Source organism: Corynebacterium occultum (genome assembly GCF_009734425.1).
GTDB lineage: Bacteria > Actinomycetota > Actinomycetes > Mycobacteriales > Mycobacteriaceae > Corynebacterium > Corynebacterium occultum.
The window spans coordinates 1,666,281-1,689,141 of record NZ_CP046455.1; the positions used below are offsets into that span (position 1 = coordinate 1,666,281).

The following is a 22,861-nucleotide window of genomic DNA, read 5'->3' on the forward strand; positions in this document are numbered from 1 at the left end:
CAGAAACCACCCGACACCCAGCGCTAGCCGATATGGATCGGGTCCACCTGAATCCGCAACGGCAGATCATCCTTACGGGCGGCACGCGCCACCATCGCTGAGCGCAACGCCCGACCCAGTTCAGAGCGCGGCCCCAAGGGGGTACGGATCAGCAGTCGCTGCGGGGGCCCATACTTTCTCTCGTCATATTCCCCCGGCAAACTCACCCCAGGCGGCAGATCCACCGGACCCAGCACCTCAGAGTTCTCCGGCAGATCCACCAGCTCCATGAAATGGTCCAGGGCGACCATGGCACCGTCCACAGCAGCCATATGCACCGAGGGTGGGAAAGCCACCTCCCGGCGCTGCGCCAGCTCCGCGGCCGCGGCACCCACCATGTCCCAACGGATCAGATGCTGCACCACCGCCAGACCAGGATCAGCCACCACAATCACCTCCCCACCCAGGGAACGGGACTTCACATGGGTGGCCACCGCCGCCCATTTACCCAGGGTCTCCTCCGTGGCACGCAGATCCTGCCTGCCCAACAGCGCCCAGGTATCCAACAACAGCGCCGCACCATAAGTACCGCCCAGAATGCGGGGCTCCGCCCCGGGCGTGGCGATCACCAACCTCGGGCCGTGCTCCAGGGTGTCCAGAACTCGATTACCACCCGAGGTGTTGACCTTCACCCCGGGAAAGGCCCTGCCCAGTTCCTCCGCGGTACGTTGCGCACCCAACACCACCGCCCGCAGCTTCGTGGAACCACACTCCCCACAGCGGTAGCGAGAATCCGGCCGACCGCACCAACGACAGGTCGGCATGGAAGCCAACCCCTCCCCAGAGGGCAGTCCGAGCGGGCCGTTGCAGTGTCGGCAGCGCGCCGGGGTGCGGCAGGTGCCGCAGGCCAGGGTGGGTACATAACCCTTGCGGGGTACCTGAATCAGCACCGGGTCTTTGCGCCCCAGGGCGTTGCGCAGGGCATCGAAGGCGATCTTGGGGATGCGGGCGGAACGTGCCAGGGGATCGCGTTCGAGTTCGAAGTCGGTCTCCCCCACCGCCCGGATCCAGGGCATCCGGGCGCGCAGCGTATCACGCGGGGCGACCAGATCATGGGCCCAACCGGATTCGACCAGCAGCTGGGTTTCGGCGGTGCGGGAATGCCCGGCCAGGATCAGGGAACAGCCCTCCTGCACCGAGCGGGTGGTCAACACTTCCCGGGCATGCGGATAAGGGGACCGGGGGTCCACCAGGTTCTCATCACCGTCATTGAGCAGGATCGCCAGGCGAAGATTGTGCACCGGGGCGAAAGCGGCACTGCGGGTGCCGATCACCAGGCGCCCCTGCCCGGAGAGCACCGAGAGATAACGCCGGTAGCGGGCCTGAGGGCCGAGTCCGGAGTTAAGCACCGTGATCTGTTTGGCCGCCAGAATCTCACGCAGCGCCTCTTCCAGCTGATCAACATCCCGCTGATCCGGGACCACCACCAGGGCACCACCCCCGTCGATGACGACCTTGGCAGCCAGTGCCGCAATGGCGGTGGCCCAGTCCCCACCGGGGGCGATCTGCCAGGCAGCCCGCGCGGTGACGCCCCCCAGGACCGCCTCCACGAAGGACTGTCCGTGGTGGTACACCGCCCAGGCGGAGAGATCGGGTTCGGAGTACTCCCCCAGCTCCTCCCAACTGGTGCTGACATCGGAGTTCTCCGCCTGGGCATGGCGGGAAGGAATCGCGGAACGGATGATGTCGGAACGGACCCCGCCATAACGCTGGGCCAGGGCCTCCACCAGGTTGCGGGTCTGTTCCGGGAAAACCACCACAGGTGAGATCACCCGCTCCAGCCACATCAAGCGGCCTTCATGCTCGGTGTCATGGGTGCGGTCGATGACCAGAGCGTCGACAAGCCGACCGCCGAAGCGGACCCGGACCCGGACACCGGGCTGAACCTCGGAGTCCTGTTCGGAGTCGATGCGGTAGTCGAAGAGCCGGTCGAGGTGGGCCAGGCCCAGAAGTGGAAGAACCCGCGCCACCGACTTCGTGGAAGCGGGGACGCGGGGTGAAGCCATGAGAGCTTAGTTTACAGACCCGCAGCCTGGCGCAGCTGATCGGTGCGATCAGTGCGCTCCCAGGGCAGGTCCACATCGGTACGCCCGAAGTGGCCGTAGGCGGCGGTGGCGGCGTAGATGGGGCGCAGCAGATCCAATTCGCGGATGATCGCAGTGGGACGCAGGTCAAAGACCTCCCGCACGGCAGCCTGGATCTTCTCATCGTCCAGCCCCTCCTGGGCCGTGCCAAAGGTCTCCACGTAGAGGCCCACCGGCTTGGCCCGACCAATGGCGTAGGCGACCTGCACCTCAGCACGCTCCGCCAGACCGGCGGCGACGATGTTCTTGGCCACCCAACGCATGGCGTAGGCGGCGGAACGGTCCACCTTGCTCGGATCCTTGCCGGAGAAGGCACCACCGCCGTGGCGGGCCATGCCGCCGTAGGTGTCGACGATGATCTTGCGGCCGGTCAGACCGGCATCACCCATCGGGCCGCCGAGAATGAAGGAACCAGAAGGGTTGACCAGCAGGGTCAGGTCTTCGGTGTAGTACTTCTCCAGGTCAGCTTCCTTGATCACCCACTCCAGGACATGCTCGCGCAGCTGCTCGGCCAACCAGTCCTGGGTGACCTCCGGATCATGCTGGGTGGAGATGACCACGGTGTCCAGATGGGAAGGGGTGTCGCCTTCATAGGCGAAGGTGACCTGCGTCTTGCCGTCCGGACGCAGGTTGGGGACGATGCCCTCCTTGCGGACCTGGGTCAGGCGGTGCGCCAGGCGGTGCGCCAGAGCAATCGGCAGCGGCATGTACTCCGGAGTCTCCTGGGAGGCATAACCGAACATCAGGCCCTGATCGCCGGCACCCGCCCGGTCATCATCCTCGAATTCATCGCCGGAACGAACCTCGTGGGAGTTGTCCACACCATGGCCGATCTCCGGGGACTGCTCCCCGATCGCAATGTTCACGCCACAGGTGCTGCCGTCGAAACCGACCTCGGAGGAGGTGAAACCGATCTCGGTGAGCTTCTCGCGGACCAGCGCGGGGATCTCGACGTAGGCAGAGGTGCGGACCTCACCGACGACGTGCACCTGACCGGTGGTCACCAGAGTTTCGACCGCCACGCGAGCGTGGGGGTCCTTCGCCAGAATCGCATCGAGAACGGTGTCGGAGATGGCGTCGCAGATCTTGTCGGGGTGGCCCTCGGTCACGGACTCACTGGTGAACAGGCGCACTGCGGTATTTACCACGAAATCATTCCTAACATGGGTCAATCAACCTAATTTGGATACCTGAACAGGTTAGACCAAGCGGTCTAGATTAGCAACGAGGAGGCATACTGCTCAGGCCAGCCGAAGCTAGCTACGGAAGCCCCCAAGGTTACTCCTGCCCAATCCTCAGCTCATCGACCGCCGCCAGGATCTGTGCCGCCACCACCTGCTTAGAACCATCTTCAATCTCGGTGACCTGGGGAGATGCCGGATCCTCCGAACGTGCCAGCAGCCAACCACGGTTCCGCTTCTGCCCGAACACCTTATCAGCGCCCACCTCATTGCACATCAGCAGATCACAACCCTTGCGCCCCAGCTTCTGGGTCGCCAGCTCCAGGGCAGAATGCTCCGGATCACCGGTTTCCGCGGCGAAACCGACAATCACCGTCGAGGCCGGAATTTTCCCCGCTGACCGGTCCTGCACCAGGGTGCGCAGAATATCCGGGTTCTCCACCATGCTCAGGGTCTGCAGGGAATCCTCGTTCCGACCCTTCTTCATCTTGGCGGTGGCCTGGGTATCCGGGCGGAAATCGGCCACCGCTGCCGCCATGATCACCAGATCCTGCACCGGGGCATGCTTCGCGACGGCCGCGGCCATCTCCGCGGTGGACACCACCGGCAGGACCCTCGCCCCGGGGGGTGTCGGGAGCTCGTCGACATTCCCGACGATCAGCGTCACCTCGGCACCACGCTGCACCGCCACCTCAGCCAGGGCATAACCCTGCCGGCCGGAGGAGCGGTTACCCACGTAACGGACCGGGTCAATATTTTCCTGGGTACCACCGGCCGTGATCAGCACCTTCTTGCCCACCCAGTCATACTTCGGGACCTGCCCATCCAGCACAGTGCGCACCAGCTCCGCGATCTGCTCCGGCTCCGGCAGACGCCCCGGGCCGGTGTCCTTGCCTGTCAGCCGGCCATGGGCCGGTTCCATGACGATGATGCCACGCTCCCGCAGCAGGGAAACATTCGCGCGGGTGGCCGGGTTCCACCACATCTCGGTGTGCATCGCCGGAACCAGGATCACCGGACAGGTGGCCACCAGCAGGGTCGCCGTCAACAGATCATCCGCCCTACCCGCAGCCACCCGGGCCATGAAGTCCGCGGTGGCCGGAGCCACCACAATGGCCTCCGCCTCCTGACCGACCCGAACATGCTGCACCTCCTCCACCGCATCAAAGACAGTGGTGGAAACCGGATTGCCGGACAGGGCCTCAAAGGTTGCGGCCCCGACGAATCTCAGGGCACTGTCCGTGGGCACCACCCGGACATCATCCCCGTATTCCTTGAGATCACGGACCAGATGGCACGCCTTATATGCGGCGATGCCGCCGGCCACTCCGACCACAATCTTCCGGCCGAGTTCCTCGGGCTGCTGCTTCACTTTATTGTGCACCTCACCTGCGCGGATAAGTTCCGGGGTCTTTCCCCGCCCGCAAGCCTACCGAGAAGCCCTCTCATCATCCGGCATGCGGGGAGCCCAGGAAGGAGAAAACCCCGGTTCTCCCCCACCATCCCCTTGAGGGGATGGACAGGAAAAACCGGGGTCCGGTGCCAGAGCGGTGCGGACACCGCTCAGCTTTTAAAAGCTACTGGCCTTCCTCGTGATCGAGGAGACCTGCATCGATCTCGCGGAGCGCGATCGACAGCGGCTTCTCCCCGGGTTCCGGGGTGACCAGCGGTCCGATGAACTCGAACACGCCTTCATCTGCCTGCTGGTAGTAGCTGTTGATCTGACGCGCGCGCTTAGCTGCGAAGATCGCCAGGGCGTACTTGGAGGAGACCTTTTCCAGGAGCGAGTCGATCGGCGGAGAGGTAATACCGATCGGCGGATCGAACACAGCCTGGGTCTCATTGCTCACGTTGCTCACGTAGCACCCTTTCACTGGGGATTGCGGAAAATACTTGGGTGGCAGCATCCCCTAAAGGGTGCTGCCTCACCACGGCCGGTGGTGCTTATCTGCCCTGCAGAATAGCACTGATGGCCTTGACAGCCTCATTCACGTCATCGTTGATGACGACATGATCAAACTCGTCTTTCGCAGCCAGCTCTGCACGGGCGGTCTCCAGACGACGCTGGATGACCTCCTCCGGTTCGGTGCCACGGCCGGTGAGACGCTCAACGAGCGTATCCCAGTCCGGGGGTGCCAGGAACACGGTTTTCGCACTCGGGAGCATACGCGCCACATTGCGCGCACCCTCCAGGTCGACCTCAACCAGAACAGGTCGACCTTCAGCGAGGGCCTGCTTCACCGGGGCGGCTGGAGTTCCGGAACGCTGCAACCCACCATGGATCTCTGCCCATTCGAGCATCTCACCACGATCGATATTGGCCTGGAACTCCTCGGCGGAGACATAGAAGTAGTCTCGCCCATCCACCTCTCCGGGCCGCGGGGCCCGGGTGGTCATCGAGACGCTGAAATATAGCCGCTCGACATCACTGCGAAGACGATTAACCACCGTGGATTTGCCCACTGCCGAGGGCCCGGCCAGAACGACCAGGGTTCCCTCGGGGTTATCGTCGGTCATCTGATTTAGTCCTCGGAGAAACCGAAACGCTCAAGCAGAGCGCGACGCTGGCGGTCACCGAGGCCACGCAGACGACGGGTCTGGGCGATCTCGAGCTCCTCCATGATCTCCTTGGCCTTGACCTTACCGACCTTCGGCAGGGCCTCAAGCAGTGCGGAAACCTTGGTCTTACCGATGATCTCATCGGTCTGAGCCTTTTCCAGGACGGCCTTGAGGTTGGTGTCGCCTCGCTTGAGGTTCTCCTTCAGCTCAGCACGAGCCTTACGGGCCTCAGCAGCCTTGGCAAGGGCTTGCTTGCGCTGCTCATCAGTCAACTGTGGAAGGGCCACGGGTTCCTCCGATTCAGATTAATGGAATGTTCTTCCGGTACATGAGTACCAGATTTCCCCAGGACGAATCCAGATAGACACATCTGGAGTCGCCCCGAAGATTTTCTGCCAGTCTAGCACTAGGTGCTCTGAGAGCCCGCATTTCATCAGCGTTTCAGCACGTCAACGAAGTGCAATTCACAAAACACCAGGTCAGTCAGCGAGGTCGCTCACCTGGGGAAACCCGGGAATTCAGCGGCTGCCTCAACCAGCGAATTCCGCAGTTCCGCAATTTCCGGACCGGTCTTCAGGATGGCCCGGGAAATGTTCGGAAAGGTCAGATCCTCCACTCCGGCGGCAATCCGGGAGACATCCTCCGCCCCCGCGCCCTGCGCCCCGACACCAGGCATCAGCACCGGGCCGTTGAGCTCCGAGAGCTGCGGCGGTGCCGCCAGGGTCGCGCCAACCACGACACCGAGGTTGCCTGCCCGGCCAGCCGCACGGTGTGCGGCATTGCGCTCCGCAACCTCATCGACGATGCGCTGGGAGATCTTACGTCCCTGCCCATCAGTGATGGACTGCAGTTCCACAGCCTCCGGGTTGGAGGTTGCTGCCAGCAGGAACACTCCCCGACCGGTCTCCTCAGCCAACTCCAGTACCGGCGCCAACGCCCCGACCCCGAGGTAGGGCGAGACAGTCACGGCGTCGGAAAGCAGCGGGGAGTCATCTCCCAGCCAAGCCTCGGCATAACCGGCCATGGTGGAGCCGATGTCACCACGCTTGGCATCGGCGACCACCAGACAGCCGGCCTCGCGCAACGTGGCGATGGTCTCCTCCAGCACCGCGAAACCGCGGGAACCGAAGCGCTCATAGAAGGCGACCTGAGGCTTGACCAGGGCAGCGGTGTCCGCGAAAGCGGCCACACAACGACGGCTGAACTCAGCCAGGCCCTCGATGTCATCAGCCAGGCCCCAGGCCCGGAGCAGGGCGGCGTGAGGATCGATGCCGACACAGAGTCGACCGCGCTCCACCGCCACCTCACGGAGGCGGTCACCGAAGGTCTGCGGTGCCGCTGACACTACTGCTGCCCCACCACGGTGTGCTCCAGCTCCTGCAGCGCACGGACGGTCAGCTCGCCCTTACGCAGGGCCTCGATGCCCTGGACCGCAGCGGTGATGCCCTGAACGGTGGTCACCAGCGGGACACCCTTGGAGACTGCGGCACCACGGATGTCATAACCATCGTGGCGGGCGCCAGCGGAACCAGCCGGGGTGTTCAGGATCAGGTCAATCTCGCCTGCCTTGATCAGGTCCACCACGGAGGTACCCTCGGCGCCGGCCTTGACCTCATTCTGCTTGAGGACGGTCTCGCACTCGATGCCATTGCGCTTGAGCATGGTGGCGGTGCCGGCGGTGGCCAGAATGCGGAAGCCACGGGCCGCCAGCTGCTGGATCGGCAGGATGACGTTGCGCTTGTCGCGGTTGGCCACCGAGACGAAGATGGTGCCCTCGGTCGGCAGCGCACCGAAGGCGCCGGCCTCGGCCTTGGCGTAGGCGGCACCGAAGTTATCGGCCAGGCCCATGACCTCACCGGTGGACTTCATCTCCGGGGAGAGCAGCGAGTCGAGCATGCTGCCGTCCGGACGACGGAACCGGTTGAAGGGCAGCACTGCTTCCTTAACCGCGATCGGCGCGTCCAGGGGCAGCGAGCCACCGTCATAGGAGGTCGGGATCATACCTTCAGCCTGCAGCTCCGGAATGGTGGCACCCAGGGCGATGCGGGAAGCCGCCTTCGCCAGCTGCACGCCGGTGGCCTTGGAAACGAAGGGCACGGTGCGCGAGGCACGCGGGTTGGCCTCGATGACGTAGAGGATATCGTCCTTGAGAGCGAACTGGACGTTCATCAGGCCCTTGACACCGATACCGTGCGCCAGCTTGATGGTGGCGGTACGAACCTTTTCGATGTCCTCGTCACCCAGGGTCATCGGGGGCAGTGCGCAGGCGGAGTCACCGGAGTGAATACCGGCCTCCTCGATGTGTTCCATGACGCCGGCGAGATAGACATTCTCACCATCACAGAGGGCATCGACGTCGATTTCGATGGCGGAGTCCAGGAAACGGTCCACCAGCACGGGGTGAGCGGTGTTGAGCTCGGTGGCGCGGTCGATGTAGTCGTGCAGGGATTCCTCGTCGTAGACGATCTCCATGCCACGTCCACCCAGGACATAGGAGGGGCGGACCAGAACCGGGTAGCCGATGTTGCCGGCGACGGCCTTGGCCTCCGCGAAGGAGGTGGCGGTGCCGAAAGCCGGGGCGGGCAGCTCGGCGCGCTCCAGCACGCCGCCGAACTCGCCACGGTCCTCAGCCAGGTCGATGGACTTCGGGGAGGTGCCGACGATCGGGACACCGGCGTCCTCGAGCTTCTGGGCCAGACCCAGCGGGGTCTGGCCACCGAGCTGGACGATCATGCCGGCAACGGTGCCGGACTCGCACTCCGCGTGGTAGACCTCCATGACATCCTCGAAGGTCAGCGGCTCGAAGTAGAGGCGGTCCGCGGTGTCGTAGTCGGTGGAGACGGTCTCCGGGTTGCAGTTGACCATGACGGTCTCATAGCCGACGCGGGAGAGCTCCAGAGCGGCGTGGACACAGGAGTAGTCAAACTCGATGCCCTGGCCGATGCGGTTCGGGCCGGAACCGAGGATGATGACCTTCTCGCGCTCCGTCTGCGGGGCGACCTCCGACTCGGCGGCGGGGTCCATCTCATAAGCCGAGTAGTGGTACGGGGTCTGTGCCTCGAACTCGGCGGCACAGGTGTCCACGGTCTTGAATACCGGGCGGATGCCCAGGGACCAGCGCAGGCGACGCACGCCATCTTCACCGGCGAGCTCGGGGCGCAGGGCGGCGATCTGGGCGTCAGAGAGGCCGTAGAACTTGGCCTCGCGCAGCAGATCCTCATTCAGGGTGGGGGCATCGATCAGAGTCTGGCGGAAGTCGACCAGGGTCTGCAGCTCAGCCAGGAACCAGGGGTCGATGCCGGAGGCCTCGTGGACCTCCTCGATGCTGGCACCCAGACGCAGTGCGAGTTCAGCATCGTACATGCGGCCCTCGGTGGGGCGCTTGAGATCCTCCAGGATGGCCTGGACATCGCCTGCACGCTCGCCGGCGATGGCCTCATCGGAGAGGGTCCAGAAACCGGCGGCCTTGGTCTCCAGGGAGCGCATGACCTTGTTCAGGGCGGAGGTGTAGTTGCGGCCCAGGGACATGGCCTCACCCACCGACTTCATGGTGGTGGTCAGGGTGTCATCTGCCCCGACGAATTTCTCGAAGGCGAAGCGCGGAGCCTTGACCACGACATAGTCCAGGGTCGGTTCGAAGGCGGCCGGGGTGGTGCCGGTGATGTCGTTCTTGACCTCGTCGAGGGTGTAGCCGATGGCCAGCTTCGCGGCCAGTTTCGCGATCGGGAAGCCGGTGGCCTTGGAGGCCAGGGCGGAGGAACGTGAGACGCGGGGGTTCATCTCGATGGTGATCAGGCGACCGTCAGCGGGGTTGATGGCGAACTGGATGTTACAGCCACCGGTGTCCACCCCGACCTCACGGATGATGGCGATGCCCTGGTCTCGCATCTTCTGGAACTCGACATCCGTCAGGGTCATGGAAGGTGCCACGGTGACGGAGTCACCGGTGTGGACACCCAGGGCGTCGACATTCTCGATGGAGCAGATGACCACGACGTTGTCGTCGGAGTCACGCATGAGTTCGAGCTCGAATTCCTTCCAGCCGAGGATGGACTCCTCGATCAGGACATTGGCTTCCGGGGAGGCGGCCAGGCCGCCACCGGCGATGCGCTCGAGGTCCTCGTTGTTGTAGGCCAGGCCGGAGCCCAGGCCACCCATGGTGAAGGAGGGACGGACGACAACCGGCAGGCCGAGCTCGGCGACGGTTTCGTGCACCTCCTCCATGTTGTGGCAGACCCGTGAACGGGCGGACTCCCCACCGATCGTGGCGACGATGTCCTTGAACTTCTGGCGGTCCTCACCACGCTCGATGGCCTCGATGTCGGCGCCGATCAGCTCAACACCGTGCTTCTCGAGGATCCCGGCACGGTCCAGCTGGATTGCGGCGTTCAGGGCGGTCTGACCGCCCAGGGTGGCCAGCACCGCGTCGATGGGGTGGCCCTGCTCGGTTTCCTTGGTGAAGATCTTGTCGATGTACTCCGGCTCGATCGGCTCGACGTAGGTGTGATCGGCGAATTCCGGGTCGGTCATGATGGTCGCCGGGTTGGAGTTGATGAGGGTGACCCGCAGGCCCTCCTCCTTGAGCACGCGGCAGGCCTGGGTGCCGGAGTAGTCGAACTCACAGGCCTGACCGATGACGATCGGGCCGGAACCGATGACCAGGACGTGCTTGATGTCGTTGCGCTTGGGCATTTTTGTTTAACCCTCCTGGGTGGTCTGCTGGGCGGACATGAGCTCAAGGAACTGGTCGAAGAGCGGGTTGGCGTCGTGCGGGCCGGCCGCGGACTCCGGGTGGTACTGCACCGAGAAGGCCAGGCCGTTCTCCAGGGCGACACCCTCGACGGTGTCGTCGTTGAGACAGGTGTGGGTGACCTTGGCGGGACCGAAGTCCGTCTCGAAGGTCTTGCCTGCCTCCCCCTTCAGGGCGAAACCGTGGTTCTGGGAGGTGATGTCGATCCTGCCGTTGAGGTGGTTGAGAACCGGGACATTGATGCCGCGGTGGCCGAACTTCATCTTGTAGGTTTCCATGCCCAGGGCACGGCCCAGGATCTGGTTACCGAAGCAGATACCGAAGAGGGGGAGCTTGGCGGCGAGAATCTCGCGCACGATGTTGACCATGCCGTCGGCGGTGGCCGGGTCACCGGGGCCGTTGGAGATGAACACGCCGTCCGGGTTGTGCTGCTGGATCTCGGCGAAGGGGGTGTTGGCGGACACCACGATGGTGCGGATGCCGCGCTTGACCAGTTCATTCGGGGTGGCGGACTTGATACCCATGTCATAGGCCACGACGGTGAACTTGACCTCACCTTCCGGCTCCAGGGTGTAGTTCTCCTGGGTGGTGACCTCGGCGGCCAGGTCGGCACCGGCCATGGAGGGCTGGGCCTTGACCTCGGCGATGAGCTCTTCGACATCGCGCTGGGCATCGGCACCGGAGAAGATGCCGGCAGCGATGGAACCGTGGTCGCGCAGGTGGCGGGTCAGGGCTCGGGTGTCGATGCCGCGGATGCCGATGATTCCCTGCTTCTCCATCTCCTCCGGCAGGGAGTGGGTGGCGCGGAAGTTGGAGACGCGGGCGGCCAGGTCGCGGATGATCAGGCCGGCTGCCCAGATCTTGCCTTCCCGGTTCTCATTGTCCTCATGGTTCCAACCGGTGTTGCCGATCTGGGGGGCGGTCATGGTGATCAGCTGACGGTGGAAGGAGGGGTCCGTCATGGTCTCCTGATAACCGGACATGCCGGTGGTGAAGACTGCTTCTCCCAGGGTGGTGCCGGTGGCTCCGAAACCGCGACCGCGGAAAACGCGGCCGTCAGCGAGGACCAGCAGGGCAAGGTCAGTAGTAGACGTCAAGGCGTCACCTTTCGACTGGAGGTAATTCTCGGTCAATTGTATATGTTTCAGTTATTCGTATTTTATGCGACTAGGCCGCGGAAGGGGCGGGGACACCCTCATGGCAGGTCACTCGGCCCCGGAGGATGGTGGTGCTGACCTTCGCGCTGAACTCCATGCCCTCAAAGGGGGTGTTCTCTGCCTTGGAGGCCATCTCCGCGCCGTGGGCGGTCCAGGTCTGGCCCGGGTCCACCACACAGAGGTTAGCGGGCTCCCCCACCGCGAGCGGCCGACCGTGGCCCGGCAACCGGGTGATCTCGGCAGGGCGCTCACTCATCACCTTGGCCACCCAGCGCCAGTCGGCGAGGCCGCTCTTGACGAAGGTGTCCGCGATGATGGCCAGGGAGGTCTCCAGCCCGAGCATGCCTGGCTTGGCGTGCTCGAACTCCACGCATTTGTCCTCGGAACCGTGCGGGGCATGGTCGGTGGCGACCACGTCGATCGTCCCGTCCAACAGTGCCTGACGCAGGGCCAGGGTGTCGCGCTCCTCGCGCAGCGGCGGGTTGACGCGGTTGACACCGTCATAGGTGGCCAGGCGCTCATCGGTGAGGATGAGATGATGCGGGGTGACCTCTGCGGACATCGGGATGCCCTGCCCCTTGGCCCACTTGAGCAGCTCCACGGTTCCCTCGGTAGAGGCGTGACAGATGTGGATGCGGTTGCCGTAGTCCCGGGCCAGCAGGGCATCCCGGGCCACGATGGATTCCTCGGCGGCACGGGGCCAGCCCCGCAGCCCCAGCTTGGCGGCCATCTCACCCTCATGGGCGACAGCCCCCTCGGTCAGACGGGGCTCCTCGCAATGCTGGGCCAGCAGCACATCCATGCCACGGGCGTACTCGATGGCACGGCGCATCAGCAGCGGATCCGCGACACATTTGCCGTCATCGGAGAACATGCGGACCTTCGCCTCGGAGGACGCCATCATGCCGAACTCGGTGAGCTCCTTGCCCGCCAGGGCCTTGGTGATGGAACCGACGGGGTGAATATCGCAGAGGTTGCTGTTCTGACCCTTGAGCCACACGCCCTCGGCGATAACCGGCTGATCCATCACGGGGCTGGTGTTGGCCATGGTGAAAACCGCTGTGAAACCACCCTTGGCGGCGGCGGCGGAACCGGTGGCGATGGTCTCGGTGTCCTCCCGGCCCGGCTCACGCAGGTGGACATGCATGTCCACCAGACCCGGCAGCAGCACTCCCTCATTGCCCTCAACCTGCTCATCGGCCGGGGTGTCCGCGGCGGCGTCCAGGTCGGTGATCACACCGTCTTCGATGAGGACGTTGATCGGATCACCCTCTCCATAGGGGCGCACATTGCTCAGCAGCAGCGTCCCTGCAGGGGGTGCGGCCAGCGGGCCGGTGGCCGGAAAATCCGCTTCCTGAATCTTTTCTGACATTGTTTCTCTATTCTTTCTCCGGCAACGCCGTACTAGAAGCCTGGCTGATCGGAACCGGCGAGGAGGGTGAACAGCACCGCCATCCGCAGGTGCACACCATTGGAGACCTGCTGGAGCATCGCGGTGTGCGGAGCATCCGCGACGGCGTAGTTGATTTCCATGCCACGCAGCATCGGACCGGGGTGCATCACGATCGCACCTTTCTTCATGGCTGCGGAACGTGCCTGGGACAACCCGAAGTAATTGGCGTATTCGCGGTGCGAGGGGAAGAAACCGCCGTGCATGCGTTCCGCCTGCACGCGCAGCATCATCACGACATCGGCGTCCTTGATCTCGGCGTCGAAGTTCATGGTGGTGCGCACCGGCCAGGTGTCCACACCGGCAGGCAGCAGGGTCGGCGGGGCAACCAGGACAACCTCGGCACCCAGGGCGGAGAGCAGATCCACATTGGAGCGCACCACCCGGGAGTGGAGACAGTCCCCGACGATGACGACCTTGCGGCCCTCAAGCTCACCGAGGCGCTGCCGTATGGTCACGGCGTCGAGAAGCGCCTGGGTGGGGTGCTGATGGGAACCGTCACCGGCGTTGATGATGCTGGGGCCGATTCCACCGGGGGCGAGCCAGCCGGCGAGCTGCTGGGCGGCACCCGAGGCAGGGTGGCGGACGATGATGGCGTCTGCGCCGATGGCGGCCAGGGTGGCACCGGTGTCCTTGAGGGACTCACCCTTGGACACCGAAGAGGAGGAGGCGGAGATGTTGATGACATCGGCGCTCATCCACTTGCCGGCGGTCTCGAAGGAGGCGCGGGTGCGGGTGGAGTTCTCATAGAACATGGTGAAGATGGTGCGGCCCCGCAGAGTGGGGAGCTTCTTGATCTCCCGACCCTCCAGAGCCTCCCGGAAGCGGTCCGCCTCATCCATCAGTGCAATGATCTCTTCCTTGTCCAGGTCAGAGATGGAAAGAAGATGCTTCATCTATTGTGCCTCGCGCTGGGGTCGGGTCAACAGGACACCATCACGGCCGTCAATCTCGGAGAGCATTACGTCGACCTTCTCATTGCGGGAGGTCGGCAGGTTCTTGCCCACATAGTTGGCGCGGATCGGCAGCTGACGGTGGCCACGGTCCACCAGGACCGCAAGCTGAATGCTGTGGTAGCTACCCAGATCGCCGAGCGCGTCGAAGGCGGCGCGGACGGTGCGTCCGGTGAAGAGAACATCATCAACCAGGATCACCACGGCATCATCGATGCCGCCGGAGGGGATGCTGGTGGGTTGCAGCGCACGGTGCGGCTTATTCCGCAGATCGTCACGGTAGAGGGTGACATCCAGTGCGCCGGTGGGAACCTTGATGCCGGTGAACTCCTCGATGTTCTCCGCCAGGCGCTTGGCCAGGGGGACACCGCCGGAGGGGATACCCAGCAAGAGTACGGTCGGGGCATCCTCGGAGTCGAGGGCCGTCTGTTCAATGATCTGGTGCGCGATGCGCGCGACGGTACGCCGGACTTCATCCGAGCTCAGTAGCTCGATGGTGTCTTCGGAAACGTCGTATTCGCTCATCGTGACCTCCTTCCCCGCCTCTCTGGGCGGTCCTTAAAGGATGTCTGAATGGATCGAAACATTTGTCTATGCTTGAGACAGTCGAATTCTAACATGAACTCCTGCCACTCCACCCCATCAACGCCACCAGAGGGAGGGCCGTCGGATGAGCCTGACCGCCAGCCATATTGTTCCTGCACCCCGCGAGTTCGTCTGGGAGTGGCACACCCGCCCCGGTGCTCTGACCCGGCTTGCCCCACCATTTTTGTCGATGACCCCCATCCAGCAGGCGGAGCGGCTTTCCGATGGCACCACCATCTTCGCACTCCCCGCCGGCCTCAAATGGGTCTCCCGTCATGATCTCTCCGCCTACCGGCGGGGGCACCAGTTCACCGATGTCTGTACCAGTGCCCCCTTCAAACTGATGGCCAACTGGCGCCATATCCACGCTTTCGCGGACCACCAGGATGGCACCTTGATCACCGACACAGTGAGCACCCGGCTTCCCGGAGCCAGTCTGGCACCCATGTTCGCCTACCGTCAGCACCAGCTGATCGAGGACATTCTGGCCTTGCGACGTTTCGAGGAATTCACCCCGCGAGACACCGGAGGTGAGCCCCGCTCCTTGGTCATCGCCATGACCGGTTCCCGGGGGTTCATCGGCCGGGCCCTCAGTGCTCAGCTGAGCACCGCCGGCCACCAGGTGATCCAGCTGGTCCGTAAAACCCCGAAGCCTGGGCAGCGACAGTGGGATCCCTTCTACCCCGCCGCCGATCTGCTCGAGGGTGTTGATGTGCTGGTGCACCTGGCTGGCGAACCCATCTCGAGCCGTTTCAATGAAGCCCACAAGAAGGCGGTCCGGGAATCCCGTATTGAACCGACCCGCCGATTAGCCCAGCTCGTGGGGGACTCCCCCACCTGCCGCACCATGGTCTCCGCCTCCGCCATCGGTTACTACGGTGCGGACCGCAGTGGTGAGAAGCTCAATGAATCCGCCACCGCCGGGGATGATTTCCTCGCCGAAGTGATCCGTGACTGGGAGGAGGCCACCGCCCCCGCCGCCGAGTCGGGGGCACGCACCGTCCAGATCCGTACCGGCCTGGTGCTCAGTGGCCTGGGCGGTCTCCTACCTCCGCTGCGCACCCTCTCAAGTGCTGGGTTGGGTGGTGATATCGGTGACGGAAATTTCTGGATGTCCTGGATCGCCATCGATGACCTCACCGACATCTACCTCCGCGCCATCCTCGATGCGGAGCTCTCCGGCCCCGTTAATGCTGTCGCGCCCAGCCCGGTGATCAACCATGATTTCATGGCCGCCCTGAGCACCAGCCTGCACCGCCCCAAGCTGTTTCAGATCCCCTCCATCGGCCCCCGCATGGTGCTGGGGAAGGAAGGAGCCCAGCAGGTGGCCCTGGCAGACCAGAAGGTGATCCCTGAGGTACTGCAGGGGCTGGGGCACCATTTCCGCTACCCCAGCCTCAACTCCGCCTTGGCTCATGAACTCGGTTTCGAGGAGATCATGGGGATGAAGCAGAAGGGCGGGTTGGTGGAGAAGACGGAAGCCGCGGAGCCTGCCGTACTTCCCGAGGACAGTTCCGTGCCAGCTGAAAGCCTTGAAAAGAAACCGGGGGAAACTGAGTCCGCCCCCAAAACTGCTGGCCAGCAGCTCGATGGCCATGTCCTAGAAGAGGACCCCCAGACCGGTGCCTGGTCTGATAGCTAGGATGGTTCCGGAGTACCTGACCCCCATGATCTTTAAGGAACGTAACAGGCGTGACCACACCTGAACCGGAGAGAGAACCGGACACCCCCATCGCTGCGGTGACACCTCAGCGGGTGGCTGAAATCCTGGAGTCCGAGGGACTTCAGTACCGACTGGAGGAGGCCCCGGGCCCCGACGGTGAGAAGCAGATGATCGTCCGCACCGGATTCATCAATGTGGCCATTTCTTTTGCTGTGGACGCAGATCATCTGATCTTCGACTCCATGTGGCGGGGCACCCCCGCCCCTGAAATGGCCCCACAGGTGGTGGCGGCGGTCAACGAGTGGAATCTCACCCAGTTCACCCCGACACTGCGCTTCTTCGAGACCCGGGGCGGTGTCCTGGCCCTCAGCGCCAGCCGTCAGGCAAATAGCACCCATGGACTGAGCCGGAACCAGATCGGGGCCTTCATGATGTCGACCCTGGATTCCGTCAACAACTGCGCCAAGTGGTTGGAGAGCCAGTTCCCAGAACTCGTGACCTGGGAGGATCAGCACGATGAGCATTAAGAATTCTGCGAAACAACCGCTGAGTGCGGTGGATTTCCCGCGGATCACGGAGACTATGGCCAGCTTCGGAGTTGAGCTGATCCCCGGCGAAAATGAGACCGTGACCACCGCCAACCTCAATGGCACCATGGTCACTTTCGCACTGCTGAGTTCCGTGCTCATCATACGAGCAGATGTCCCCACCGAGGAGATCACCGAGCAGGGCGATCCGACACTGCATCTGGCCTGCAACCAGGTCAACAGCCGTACCTTCGCCGCCAAGGCAGCCATCGTGGACCGTTCCGAGAAGCTGATCGTGCGCACCGAGCATGATGTCCTGGTCGCTGCCGGCATGTCCGATGATCAGCTGCACAGCAATATCCAGGAAGCGGTGGATACGGTGCTCGCCGCCCAGACCGCGGTGCAGCAGGCCGCCCAGGAAATTCGCGCAGCCGCCCCCGGCGCCACCGAAGCTTAAAAAGCCCCGCTTATCGACGCCCTCCCCTTGCCCCCCCAGGCAGGGGGCGCTCGGCGCAGCACCAAGGCCCCCCGGAAACTACTTCATGGAGTCAAAGAGTCGTTGCTTCTCCATATCCGGGTCGAAATGGATCTCCGGCCACTCCAGATTCATGGAGCGCAGCTCATTCAGCAGCAGATACTTCACCACCAGGCGGGCATAGTCCTTGTCATCGCCGGGCACACAGTACCAGGGGGCATAGGCGGTGGAGGTACGGGTGAGCGCAATCTCGAAGGCCTCCTGATAGTCATCCCAATGACGGCGATCATCAATGTCACCGGGCTGATACTTCCAGACCTTCTCCGGGTTCTCGATACGATCAAGCAGATTTTTGGCCTGGAACTCCGGGGAGATATGCAGCATCACCTTGATGATGCGCGTGCCACGCTGAGAAAGTTCCCACTCGAAGTCGGTGATCGCCCCATAGCGGCGTTCAATCTCCTCCGCCGGGCTGAGCCCGAGCACCCGGTGAACCAGCACATCCTCATAATGGGAGCGGTCCCACACGGCGATCTGTCCGGGTTCCGGGGCCTGGGGGCGGATCCGCCACAGGAAATCATGGGCCAGTTCTTCCTCGGTCGGTTTACCGAAGGCGTACACCTTCAGGCCATAGGGAGGGAAGATACCGAAGACGCGGCGGGCCACGCCGCCTTTCCCGGAGGTGTCCATACCCTGGAGCACCACCAGTACGGATCCGATTTCCTCGGGGTTGCGTCGGCCATTAGCCCAGAGTTTCTCCTGCAGGGTGAGCAGTTCCTCATCGGGTTCCCTGAAAGCTCGATCAAGATCCTTGTTGCCGCCCTTGAAACCGGGGGTGGAGTCCGGATCAACCTCAGACAATGTGAATCCGGGGCCGACGCGAGTTCGTTGGGCATCTTTAATGCTGAAATCGGACATGGTTTCCATGTTAGCGCCGACACTCCCCCGCCCTGCGGGAATAATGCGGATAGAGACCCAACAGATATGGAAAACCGTGATTTTCAGCAGATCCCTGCTTCTCCCGCTCACGCGGGGCACGCTTTGACCGAGGGGAACTTCTCCGGGATGGGGCATCCGGCGGAAAAAATTCCACCCCGACGATGTCCCAGGCCCTGGAAGGCGACAAAAGCCGCGGTGCCCTGAACGGATCCTCGGAAAGGATCTGTTCAGGGCACCGCGGCAGAAAACCCGGGCAGGCAGGAAACTACCTGTTGTCTCCGGTGACCGGATCAGCCGATGCGGCTTCAGCTTCGGTCTCAACCGGCTCAACTGACTCAGCTTGCTCAGCCGGGATTTCCACAGCTGGTGCAGCAGTCTCGGACTGTTCCGCAGCTTCGGCCTCGGGGGTGGTGGCCACAGCCTTTTCATTCTCGACATCTGCAGCCTCTGCTGCGACGTCTGGTGCAGCCTCGCCCTTGATCTCGGCGCGGAGTTCATGAACCACCTGCGCGATGTCGTCAAGCAGAGCATGGATATAGGGCGCAGCAGCATCGTTGGAGTACTCGCTGGCCAGCTCCACACCCTCGACGAGGGCGGTCTTCACCGGAACATCGGGATTGAAGAGCATCTCCCAGGTGGCGACGCGCATGATGGCTCGGTCCACCGCCGGGATGCGGTGCAGCTCCCAGTCCTCGGAGAGGTACTTCTCCACGGTGTCGTCGATCCGGTCGAGTTCGGCGGCGGCACCCGCCACAATCACCCGGGTGTAGTCGGCGACGGGGGGAACTCCGTTGTCGAGGTTTCTGGACAGCTGTACCCGATCTTCGATGATCGCCACGGGATCAAGGTCCCTGGCTTCAGCCTCGAAGAGGATATCCACGGCGCGACGGCGGGCGCGGTAACGCGCACCATGGCGACGGTAATTCTTGGGATCACTCACTGAAATATCTCTACCGCCGAATTAGTTGTTCACGCGGGACAGGTATTCACCGCTGCGGGTGTCCACCTTAACGACGTTGCCGGTCTCAATGAACAGCGGCACCTGGATCTCGGCGCCGGTCTCGAGGGTGGCAGGCTTGGTGCCACCGGTGGAACGATCACCCTGCAGGCCCGGATCGGTGTGCTGGATAACGAGATCCACGGAAACGGGGAGCTCACCGAAAAGAGCCTCGCCCTCGTGGAAGGACACCTGAACCCGCATGTTCTCCAGCAGGAAGTCGCCGGCATTGCCGAAGGCGTCCAGCGGCAGTTCAACCTGCTCGTAGTTCTTGTCGTCCATGACGACGAAAGAGGAACCGTCGTTGTAGAGGTAAGTCATGTCGCGGCGGTCGACGGTCGCAGTCTCGACCTTGACGCCTGCGTTCCAGGTCTTGTCGAGGGTCTTGCCGGAGAGGACATCCTTGAGCTTGGTGCGCACGAATGCGGGGCCCTTGCCCGGCTTGACGTGCTGGAATTCGATGATCTGCTGCAGCTTGCCATCGACCTTGAGGACAAGACCGTTCTTAAAATCGGCTGTGGTCGCCACTTAGGTGTCTCCCTTTGAGCTTGGTTTATGACCTGGTGTAAATAGCTTACATATCCTACATCACAAGCAGGTCCTTCTTGATATCGGTGATAATTTCGGGCATGCCCTGAGTGATGATCAGGGTGTCCTCGATGCGCACCCCACCTTTACCCGGCACATAGATTCCGGGCTCGATGGTCAGGGACATGTTCTCCCTGAGCACCCCCACGCCGGAGAGCGAGGCACTGGGAGCTTCATGGACCTCCAGGCCGATGCCATGGCCGGTGGAGTGAATGAAGTAATCACCATAGCCTGCCTCGACGATGACATCTCGGGCGGCCCGGTCCACATCCACCAGAGCGGTTCCCGGTTTAGCAGCTTCAATGCCGGCCAGCTGGGCACGCAGCACCACATCATAGATCTCGCGGGCGAAGTCATTCGCCTCCCCCATCACCAGGGTGCGGGTCATGTCGGAGTTGAAGCCACGGGTGTGCACCCCGAAGTCGATGGTGACCAGGTCACCCTTTTCAATACGACGCTCACCTGCCCCGTGGTGGGGTTTAGCGGAGTTCGGGCCGGAGGCGACGATGGTGTCAAAGGAGGGACGTTCTCCTCCACCCAGGCGCATGCGGTATTCCAGATCAGCAGCGACCTCCCTCTCACTGCGGCCCACCGCCAGTTCCCCTGCTGCCAGCAGATCCTTGAAGGCGGTGGCGGCGATATCAGCGGCTTCCCGCAGTCGCTCCAGCTCAATCGAATCCTTGGTCAGACGGATCTCCTCGATCACCCCGCTGACAGGGACCAGCTGGACGTCCTCACCACAGATCTCCTGCAGAGACTCCAGCTGCTCCACGGAGACGTAGGAGGCTTCGAAGCCGACCCGACGAGGGCCTTCAATCCTGCCCAGCAGAGCTTCGGCACAGGGACGTGCGATCAAGGCCTCGATATCGGGGACCTCCTCCGCGATCTGGGTGACGTAGCGACCGTCAGTGCAGATGTGGGCGTTGAGATCCTTGGAGAGCAGAAGTGCACCATTGGAGCCGGAGAAGCCGGAGAGATAACGGACATGAATCAGGTTGGTCACCAGCATCATGTCGATACGCTGGCCGGCGAGCTTGGCCGCCAGAGCGCGACGTCGGGTGGCGAAACGGGTGTCCGCGAGAGCCATCTGGTCGAAACCTCCACGTAGGTCGGTTACTGGCACACCCCTCCCCGGGGAGGGGCTGGGCGGCAGCAACAGGCATTTTGAATTATCAACCAAGCTTAACCCGCAAAAGTCAGGAAGGGGGTTGGAATCACCGGGGGGATCCCCAAGGATTTCCCCCATCATTCCAACCCCCTGGCACCCACTTCTGGTGCCACGCTTTACAAGGCCCCGCCCCTGATCCACACTGCGGATCAGGAGGAGACCTCAGGACGACTGGGCGGCGAAGTAGCTCAGAGCCATCAAATAGCCCTGCACCCCCAGCCCGGCGATCACACCCCGGGCAATCGGCGAGAGGTAACTGTGCTGCCGGAAAGGTTCCCGGGCGTGCACATTGGAAATATGCACCTCCACAAAACCATGACCATCAGAGACCTCCACCAGAGCATCCCGCAATGCCACGGAGGTGTGGGTGAAACCACCCGGGTTGATGATCACAGCCCAGTTGTTGTCGGCGGCCTCATGGGCCCAATTGAGCAACTCATGCTCGGCATTGGATTGGCGGCACTCGACCTCCAGCCCGAGTTCGGCGGCACGCACCGAGATCATCTTCTCCACATCAGCCAGGCTGGTGGAACCGTAGATCTCCGGCTGACGCTTCCCCAGGCGGTTGAGGTTGGGGCCGTTGAGAACGAGAACCTTCATGTGCCCTTAAGCTCCTTCGCTGATGCGCCGGTAGGCATCCTGCAGCTGACCCAGGGCCGGGCCTTCCAGTCGGGTGGTCTCTCCCACTCCGGTCAGCGCCACGAAACGAATGTTGCCGTCCCGGTTCTTCTTGTCGCGGGTCATGCCCTCATGGAGTTCATCGAAAACCCCGGCCTCATAGGTGGTGGGCAGGCCCACGGAGGTCAGAATGCGACGGTGGCGGGCCACGAGTTCAGCATCGATCAGGCCGTTGATCTCCGCCAGCTCGGCGATGAACATCAGGCCCACGGCAACGGCGTTACCGTGACGCCAGCGGTACTGTTCACGCAGCTCCACAGCATGCCCGAAGGTGTGTCCGTAGTTGAGGATCTCACGCAGGCCGGACTCCTTGAGGTCCTGGCCCACCACGGAAGCCTTGACCTGCACCGAACGGGCGATCAGCTCCGGCAGGAAACCAGCCGGGTCCAGGGCCGCCGCCGGATCTTCCTCATAGCGTTCCAGGATCACCGGGTCTGCGATGAAACCGGTCTTGATGATCTCCGCGGAACCGGCGATGATCTCTTCCTTCGGCAGGGTCTCCAAACGATCCAGGTCGATGAATACCGAGTCCGGCTCGTGGAAGGCGCCGACGAGGTTCTTACCGGCGGCGGTATTGATACCCGTCTTGCCACCGACTGCGGCATCGACCATGGCCAGCAGGGTGGTGGGCACCTGGATGACCTTGACACCACGCATCCAGGCGGCGGCAATGAAACCGGCCAGGTCGGTGGCGGCACCGCCACCGAAACCGATGACCACATCCCGGCGACCCAGGGCCACCTGGCCGAGCGCATCCCAGCACTGCCCGGCAACCTCCAGGCTCTTTCCCGCCTCGGCGTCAGGAACTAGGATCGGCACCACTTCCAGACCCCGCTCCCCCAGCAGGTTGGTCAGTTCCCGCACCGGCTCCACCAGGGTGGGCTGATGGATGATGGCGACTTTGGCTGCACCAGTCACCAGGACACGATCGACGATCGCGGAGTTCAGACCGCGGTCGATGTGCACCTGGTAGGGGGTGGGGCCGTTGACGTCGATGATGGTCATGGCGGGGTGGATCCTCCTGCAGGTTCGCTCCGGGGGGAGCCTGTGGGCAGGCCCCGGATGTTA

Annotated in this window: 21 protein-coding genes; 3 read left to right on the forward strand and 18 right to left on the reverse strand. The window is 63.3% G+C overall.

Annotated features, from left to right (window positions below; translation table 11 throughout):
• Window positions 1–23: 23 nt before the first annotated feature.
• From COCCU_RS07785 to pyrR, 12 genes are all read right to left on the reverse strand, one after another.
• Window positions 24–2,045 (reverse strand): primosomal protein N', encoded by a 2,022-nt coding sequence (locus tag COCCU_RS07785; RefSeq protein WP_156230988.1) that lies wholly within the window; start codon window positions 2,043–2,045, stop codon window positions 24–26.
• A gap of 11 nt (window positions 2,046–2,056) precedes the next feature.
• Window positions 2,057–3,271 (reverse strand): methionine adenosyltransferase, encoded by a 1,215-nt coding sequence (gene metK / locus COCCU_RS07790; RefSeq protein ID WP_156230989.1) that lies wholly within the window; start codon window positions 3,269–3,271, stop codon window positions 2,057–2,059.
• Between the two features lie 130 nt (window positions 3,272–3,401).
• The gene (coaBC, locus tag COCCU_RS07795) at window positions 3,402–4,688 is read right to left on the reverse strand and encodes a bifunctional phosphopantothenoylcysteine decarboxylase/phosphopantothenate--cysteine ligase CoaBC (RefSeq protein WP_231598701.1); all 1,287 of its coding nucleotides are present in this window, start codon (window positions 4,686–4,688) and stop codon (window positions 3,402–3,404) included.
• A gap of 193 nt (window positions 4,689–4,881) precedes the next feature.
• On the reverse strand, window positions 4,882–5,163 hold the full coding sequence (gene rpoZ, locus COCCU_RS07800) for a DNA-directed RNA polymerase subunit omega (protein ID WP_156230990.1): 282 nt from the start codon (window positions 5,161–5,163) through the stop codon (window positions 4,882–4,884).
• Between the two features lie 85 nt (window positions 5,164–5,248).
• Window positions 5,249–5,821 carry a guanylate kinase gene (gene gmk / locus COCCU_RS07805; RefSeq protein ID WP_156230991.1) on the reverse strand — a complete coding sequence of 191 codons (573 nt, stop codon included), beginning with the start codon at window positions 5,819–5,821 and terminating at the stop codon, window positions 5,249–5,251.
• Between the two features lie 5 nt (window positions 5,822–5,826).
• Entirely contained in the window at window positions 5,827–6,150 is a 324-nt protein-coding gene (gene mihF / locus COCCU_RS07810) for an integration host factor, actinobacterial type (protein ID WP_156230992.1), read from the reverse strand.
• A gap of 209 nt (window positions 6,151–6,359) precedes the next feature.
• Window positions 6,360–7,208 (reverse strand): orotidine-5'-phosphate decarboxylase, encoded by an 849-nt coding sequence (pyrF, locus tag COCCU_RS07815; RefSeq protein WP_156230993.1) that lies wholly within the window; start codon window positions 7,206–7,208, stop codon window positions 6,360–6,362.
• Window positions 7,208–10,555: a carbamoyl-phosphate synthase large subunit gene (gene carB / locus COCCU_RS07820; RefSeq protein ID WP_156230994.1), complete on the reverse strand. Its 3,348-nt coding sequence runs from the start codon at window positions 10,553–10,555 to the stop codon at window positions 7,208–7,210. The genes pyrF and carB overlap by 1 nt, the downstream gene beginning before the upstream one ends.
• Before the next feature lie 6 nt (window positions 10,556–10,561).
• Window positions 10,562–11,710: a glutamine-hydrolyzing carbamoyl-phosphate synthase small subunit gene (gene carA / locus COCCU_RS07825; protein ID WP_156230995.1), complete on the reverse strand. Its 1,149-nt coding sequence runs from the start codon at window positions 11,708–11,710 to the stop codon at window positions 10,562–10,564.
• A gap of 70 nt (window positions 11,711–11,780) precedes the next feature.
• The gene (locus COCCU_RS07830) at window positions 11,781–13,142 is read right to left on the reverse strand and encodes a dihydroorotase (RefSeq protein ID WP_156230996.1); all 1,362 of its coding nucleotides are present in this window, start codon (window positions 13,140–13,142) and stop codon (window positions 11,781–11,783) included.
• A 32-nt stretch (window positions 13,143–13,174) separates the two neighbouring features.
• A complete protein-coding gene (locus COCCU_RS07835; protein ID WP_156230997.1) occupies window positions 13,175–14,116 on the reverse strand; it encodes an aspartate carbamoyltransferase catalytic subunit in 942 nt (313 codons plus the stop codon).
• The gene (gene pyrR, locus COCCU_RS07840) at window positions 14,117–14,698 is read right to left on the reverse strand and encodes a bifunctional pyr operon transcriptional regulator/uracil phosphoribosyltransferase PyrR (RefSeq protein ID WP_156230998.1); all 582 of its coding nucleotides are present in this window, start codon (window positions 14,696–14,698) and stop codon (window positions 14,117–14,119) included.
• Window positions 14,699–14,843: 145 nt separating this feature from the next.
• Here pyrR and COCCU_RS07845 point away from each other — a divergent pair, with 145 nt between their 5' ends.
• From COCCU_RS07845 to COCCU_RS07855, 3 genes are read left to right on the forward strand one after another with little or no spacing between them, the layout of a single operon-like run.
• Window positions 14,844–16,400, forward strand: coding sequence for a TIGR01777 family oxidoreductase (locus COCCU_RS07845; protein ID WP_156230999.1), 1,557 nt, complete (start codon window positions 14,844–14,846; stop codon window positions 16,398–16,400).
• Window positions 16,401–16,450: 50 nt separating this feature from the next.
• On the forward strand, window positions 16,451–16,948 hold the full coding sequence (locus COCCU_RS07850; RefSeq protein WP_156231000.1) for a YbjN domain-containing protein: 498 nt from the start codon (window positions 16,451–16,453) through the stop codon (window positions 16,946–16,948).
• Window positions 16,938–17,405: a YbjN domain-containing protein gene (locus COCCU_RS07855; RefSeq protein ID WP_156231001.1), complete on the forward strand. Its 468-nt coding sequence runs from the start codon at window positions 16,938–16,940 to the stop codon at window positions 17,403–17,405. Before COCCU_RS07850 ends, COCCU_RS07855 begins: the two co-directional genes overlap by 11 nt.
• A gap of 78 nt (window positions 17,406–17,483) precedes the next feature.
• Here COCCU_RS07855 and COCCU_RS07860 read toward each other — a convergent pair whose 3' ends face one another.
• The 6 genes from COCCU_RS07860 to aroB all read right to left on the reverse strand — a co-directional run bounded on the left by COCCU_RS07860 (window position 17,484) and on the right by aroB (window position 22,798).
• Entirely contained in the window at window positions 17,484–18,341 is an 858-nt protein-coding gene (locus COCCU_RS07860; RefSeq protein WP_156231002.1) for a PPK2 family polyphosphate kinase, read from the reverse strand.
• A 286-nt stretch (window positions 18,342–18,627) separates the two neighbouring features.
• The gene (gene nusB, locus COCCU_RS07865; RefSeq protein WP_156231003.1) at window positions 18,628–19,302 is read right to left on the reverse strand and encodes a transcription antitermination factor NusB; all 675 of its coding nucleotides are present in this window, start codon (window positions 19,300–19,302) and stop codon (window positions 18,628–18,630) included.
• Between the two features lie 21 nt (window positions 19,303–19,323).
• Entirely contained in the window at window positions 19,324–19,887 is a 564-nt protein-coding gene (gene efp / locus COCCU_RS07870; protein WP_156231004.1) for an elongation factor P, read from the reverse strand.
• Window positions 19,888–19,942: 55 nt separating this feature from the next.
• Window positions 19,943–21,034, reverse strand: a complete 1,092-nt coding sequence (locus tag COCCU_RS07875) for an aminopeptidase P family protein (protein WP_156231005.1) — start codon at window positions 21,032–21,034, stop codon at window positions 19,943–19,945.
• A 243-nt stretch (window positions 21,035–21,277) separates the two neighbouring features.
• A complete protein-coding gene (gene aroQ / locus COCCU_RS07880; RefSeq protein WP_156231006.1) occupies window positions 21,278–21,715 on the reverse strand; it encodes a type II 3-dehydroquinate dehydratase in 438 nt (145 codons plus the stop codon).
• Between the two features lie 6 nt (window positions 21,716–21,721).
• On the reverse strand, window positions 21,722–22,798 hold the full coding sequence (gene aroB, locus COCCU_RS07885; protein ID WP_156231007.1) for a 3-dehydroquinate synthase: 1,077 nt from the start codon (window positions 22,796–22,798) through the stop codon (window positions 21,722–21,724).
• Window positions 22,799–22,861 lie beyond the last annotated feature (63 nt).

Bases quoted from the DNA above. Each gene is read 5' to 3' on its own strand.
- COCCU_RS07785 (WP_156230988.1), bottom strand. From the start codon at position 2,045: ATGGCTTCACCCCGCGTCCCCGCTTCCACGAAGTCGGTGGCGCGGGTT.
- gmk (WP_156230991.1), bottom strand. From the start codon at position 5,821: ATGACCGACGATAACCCCGAGGGAACCCTGGTCGTTCTGGCCGGGCCC.
- carB (WP_156230994.1), bottom strand. From the start codon at position 10,555: ATGCCCAAGCGCAACGACATCAAGCACGTCCTGGTCATCGGTTCCGGC.
- COCCU_RS07830 (WP_156230996.1), bottom strand. From the start codon at position 13,142: ATGTCAGAAAAGATTCAGGAAGCGGATTTTCCGGCCACCGGCCCGCTG.
- COCCU_RS07835 (WP_156230997.1), bottom strand. From the start codon at position 14,116: ATGAAGCATCTTCTTTCCATCTCTGACCTGGACAAGGAAGAGATCATT.
- pyrR (WP_156230998.1), bottom strand. From the start codon at position 14,698: ATGAGCGAATACGACGTTTCCGAAGACACCATCGAGCTACTGAGCTCG.
- COCCU_RS07845 (WP_156230999.1), top strand. From the start codon at position 14,844: ATGAGCCTGACCGCCAGCCATATTGTTCCTGCACCCCGCGAGTTCGTC.
- COCCU_RS07855 (WP_156231001.1), top strand. From the start codon at position 16,938: ATGAGCATTAAGAATTCTGCGAAACAACCGCTGAGTGCGGTGGATTTC.
- COCCU_RS07860 (WP_156231002.1), bottom strand. From the start codon at position 18,341: ATGTCCGATTTCAGCATTAAAGATGCCCAACGAACTCGCGTCGGCCCC.
- COCCU_RS07875 (WP_156231005.1), bottom strand. From the start codon at position 21,034: ATGGCTCTCGCGGACACCCGTTTCGCCACCCGACGTCGCGCTCTGGCG.
- aroQ (WP_156231006.1), bottom strand. From the start codon at position 21,715: ATGAAGGTTCTCGTTCTCAACGGCCCCAACCTCAACCGCCTGGGGAAG.
- aroB (WP_156231007.1), bottom strand. From the start codon at position 22,798: ATGACCATCATCGACGTCAACGGCCCCACCCCCTACCAGGTGCACATC.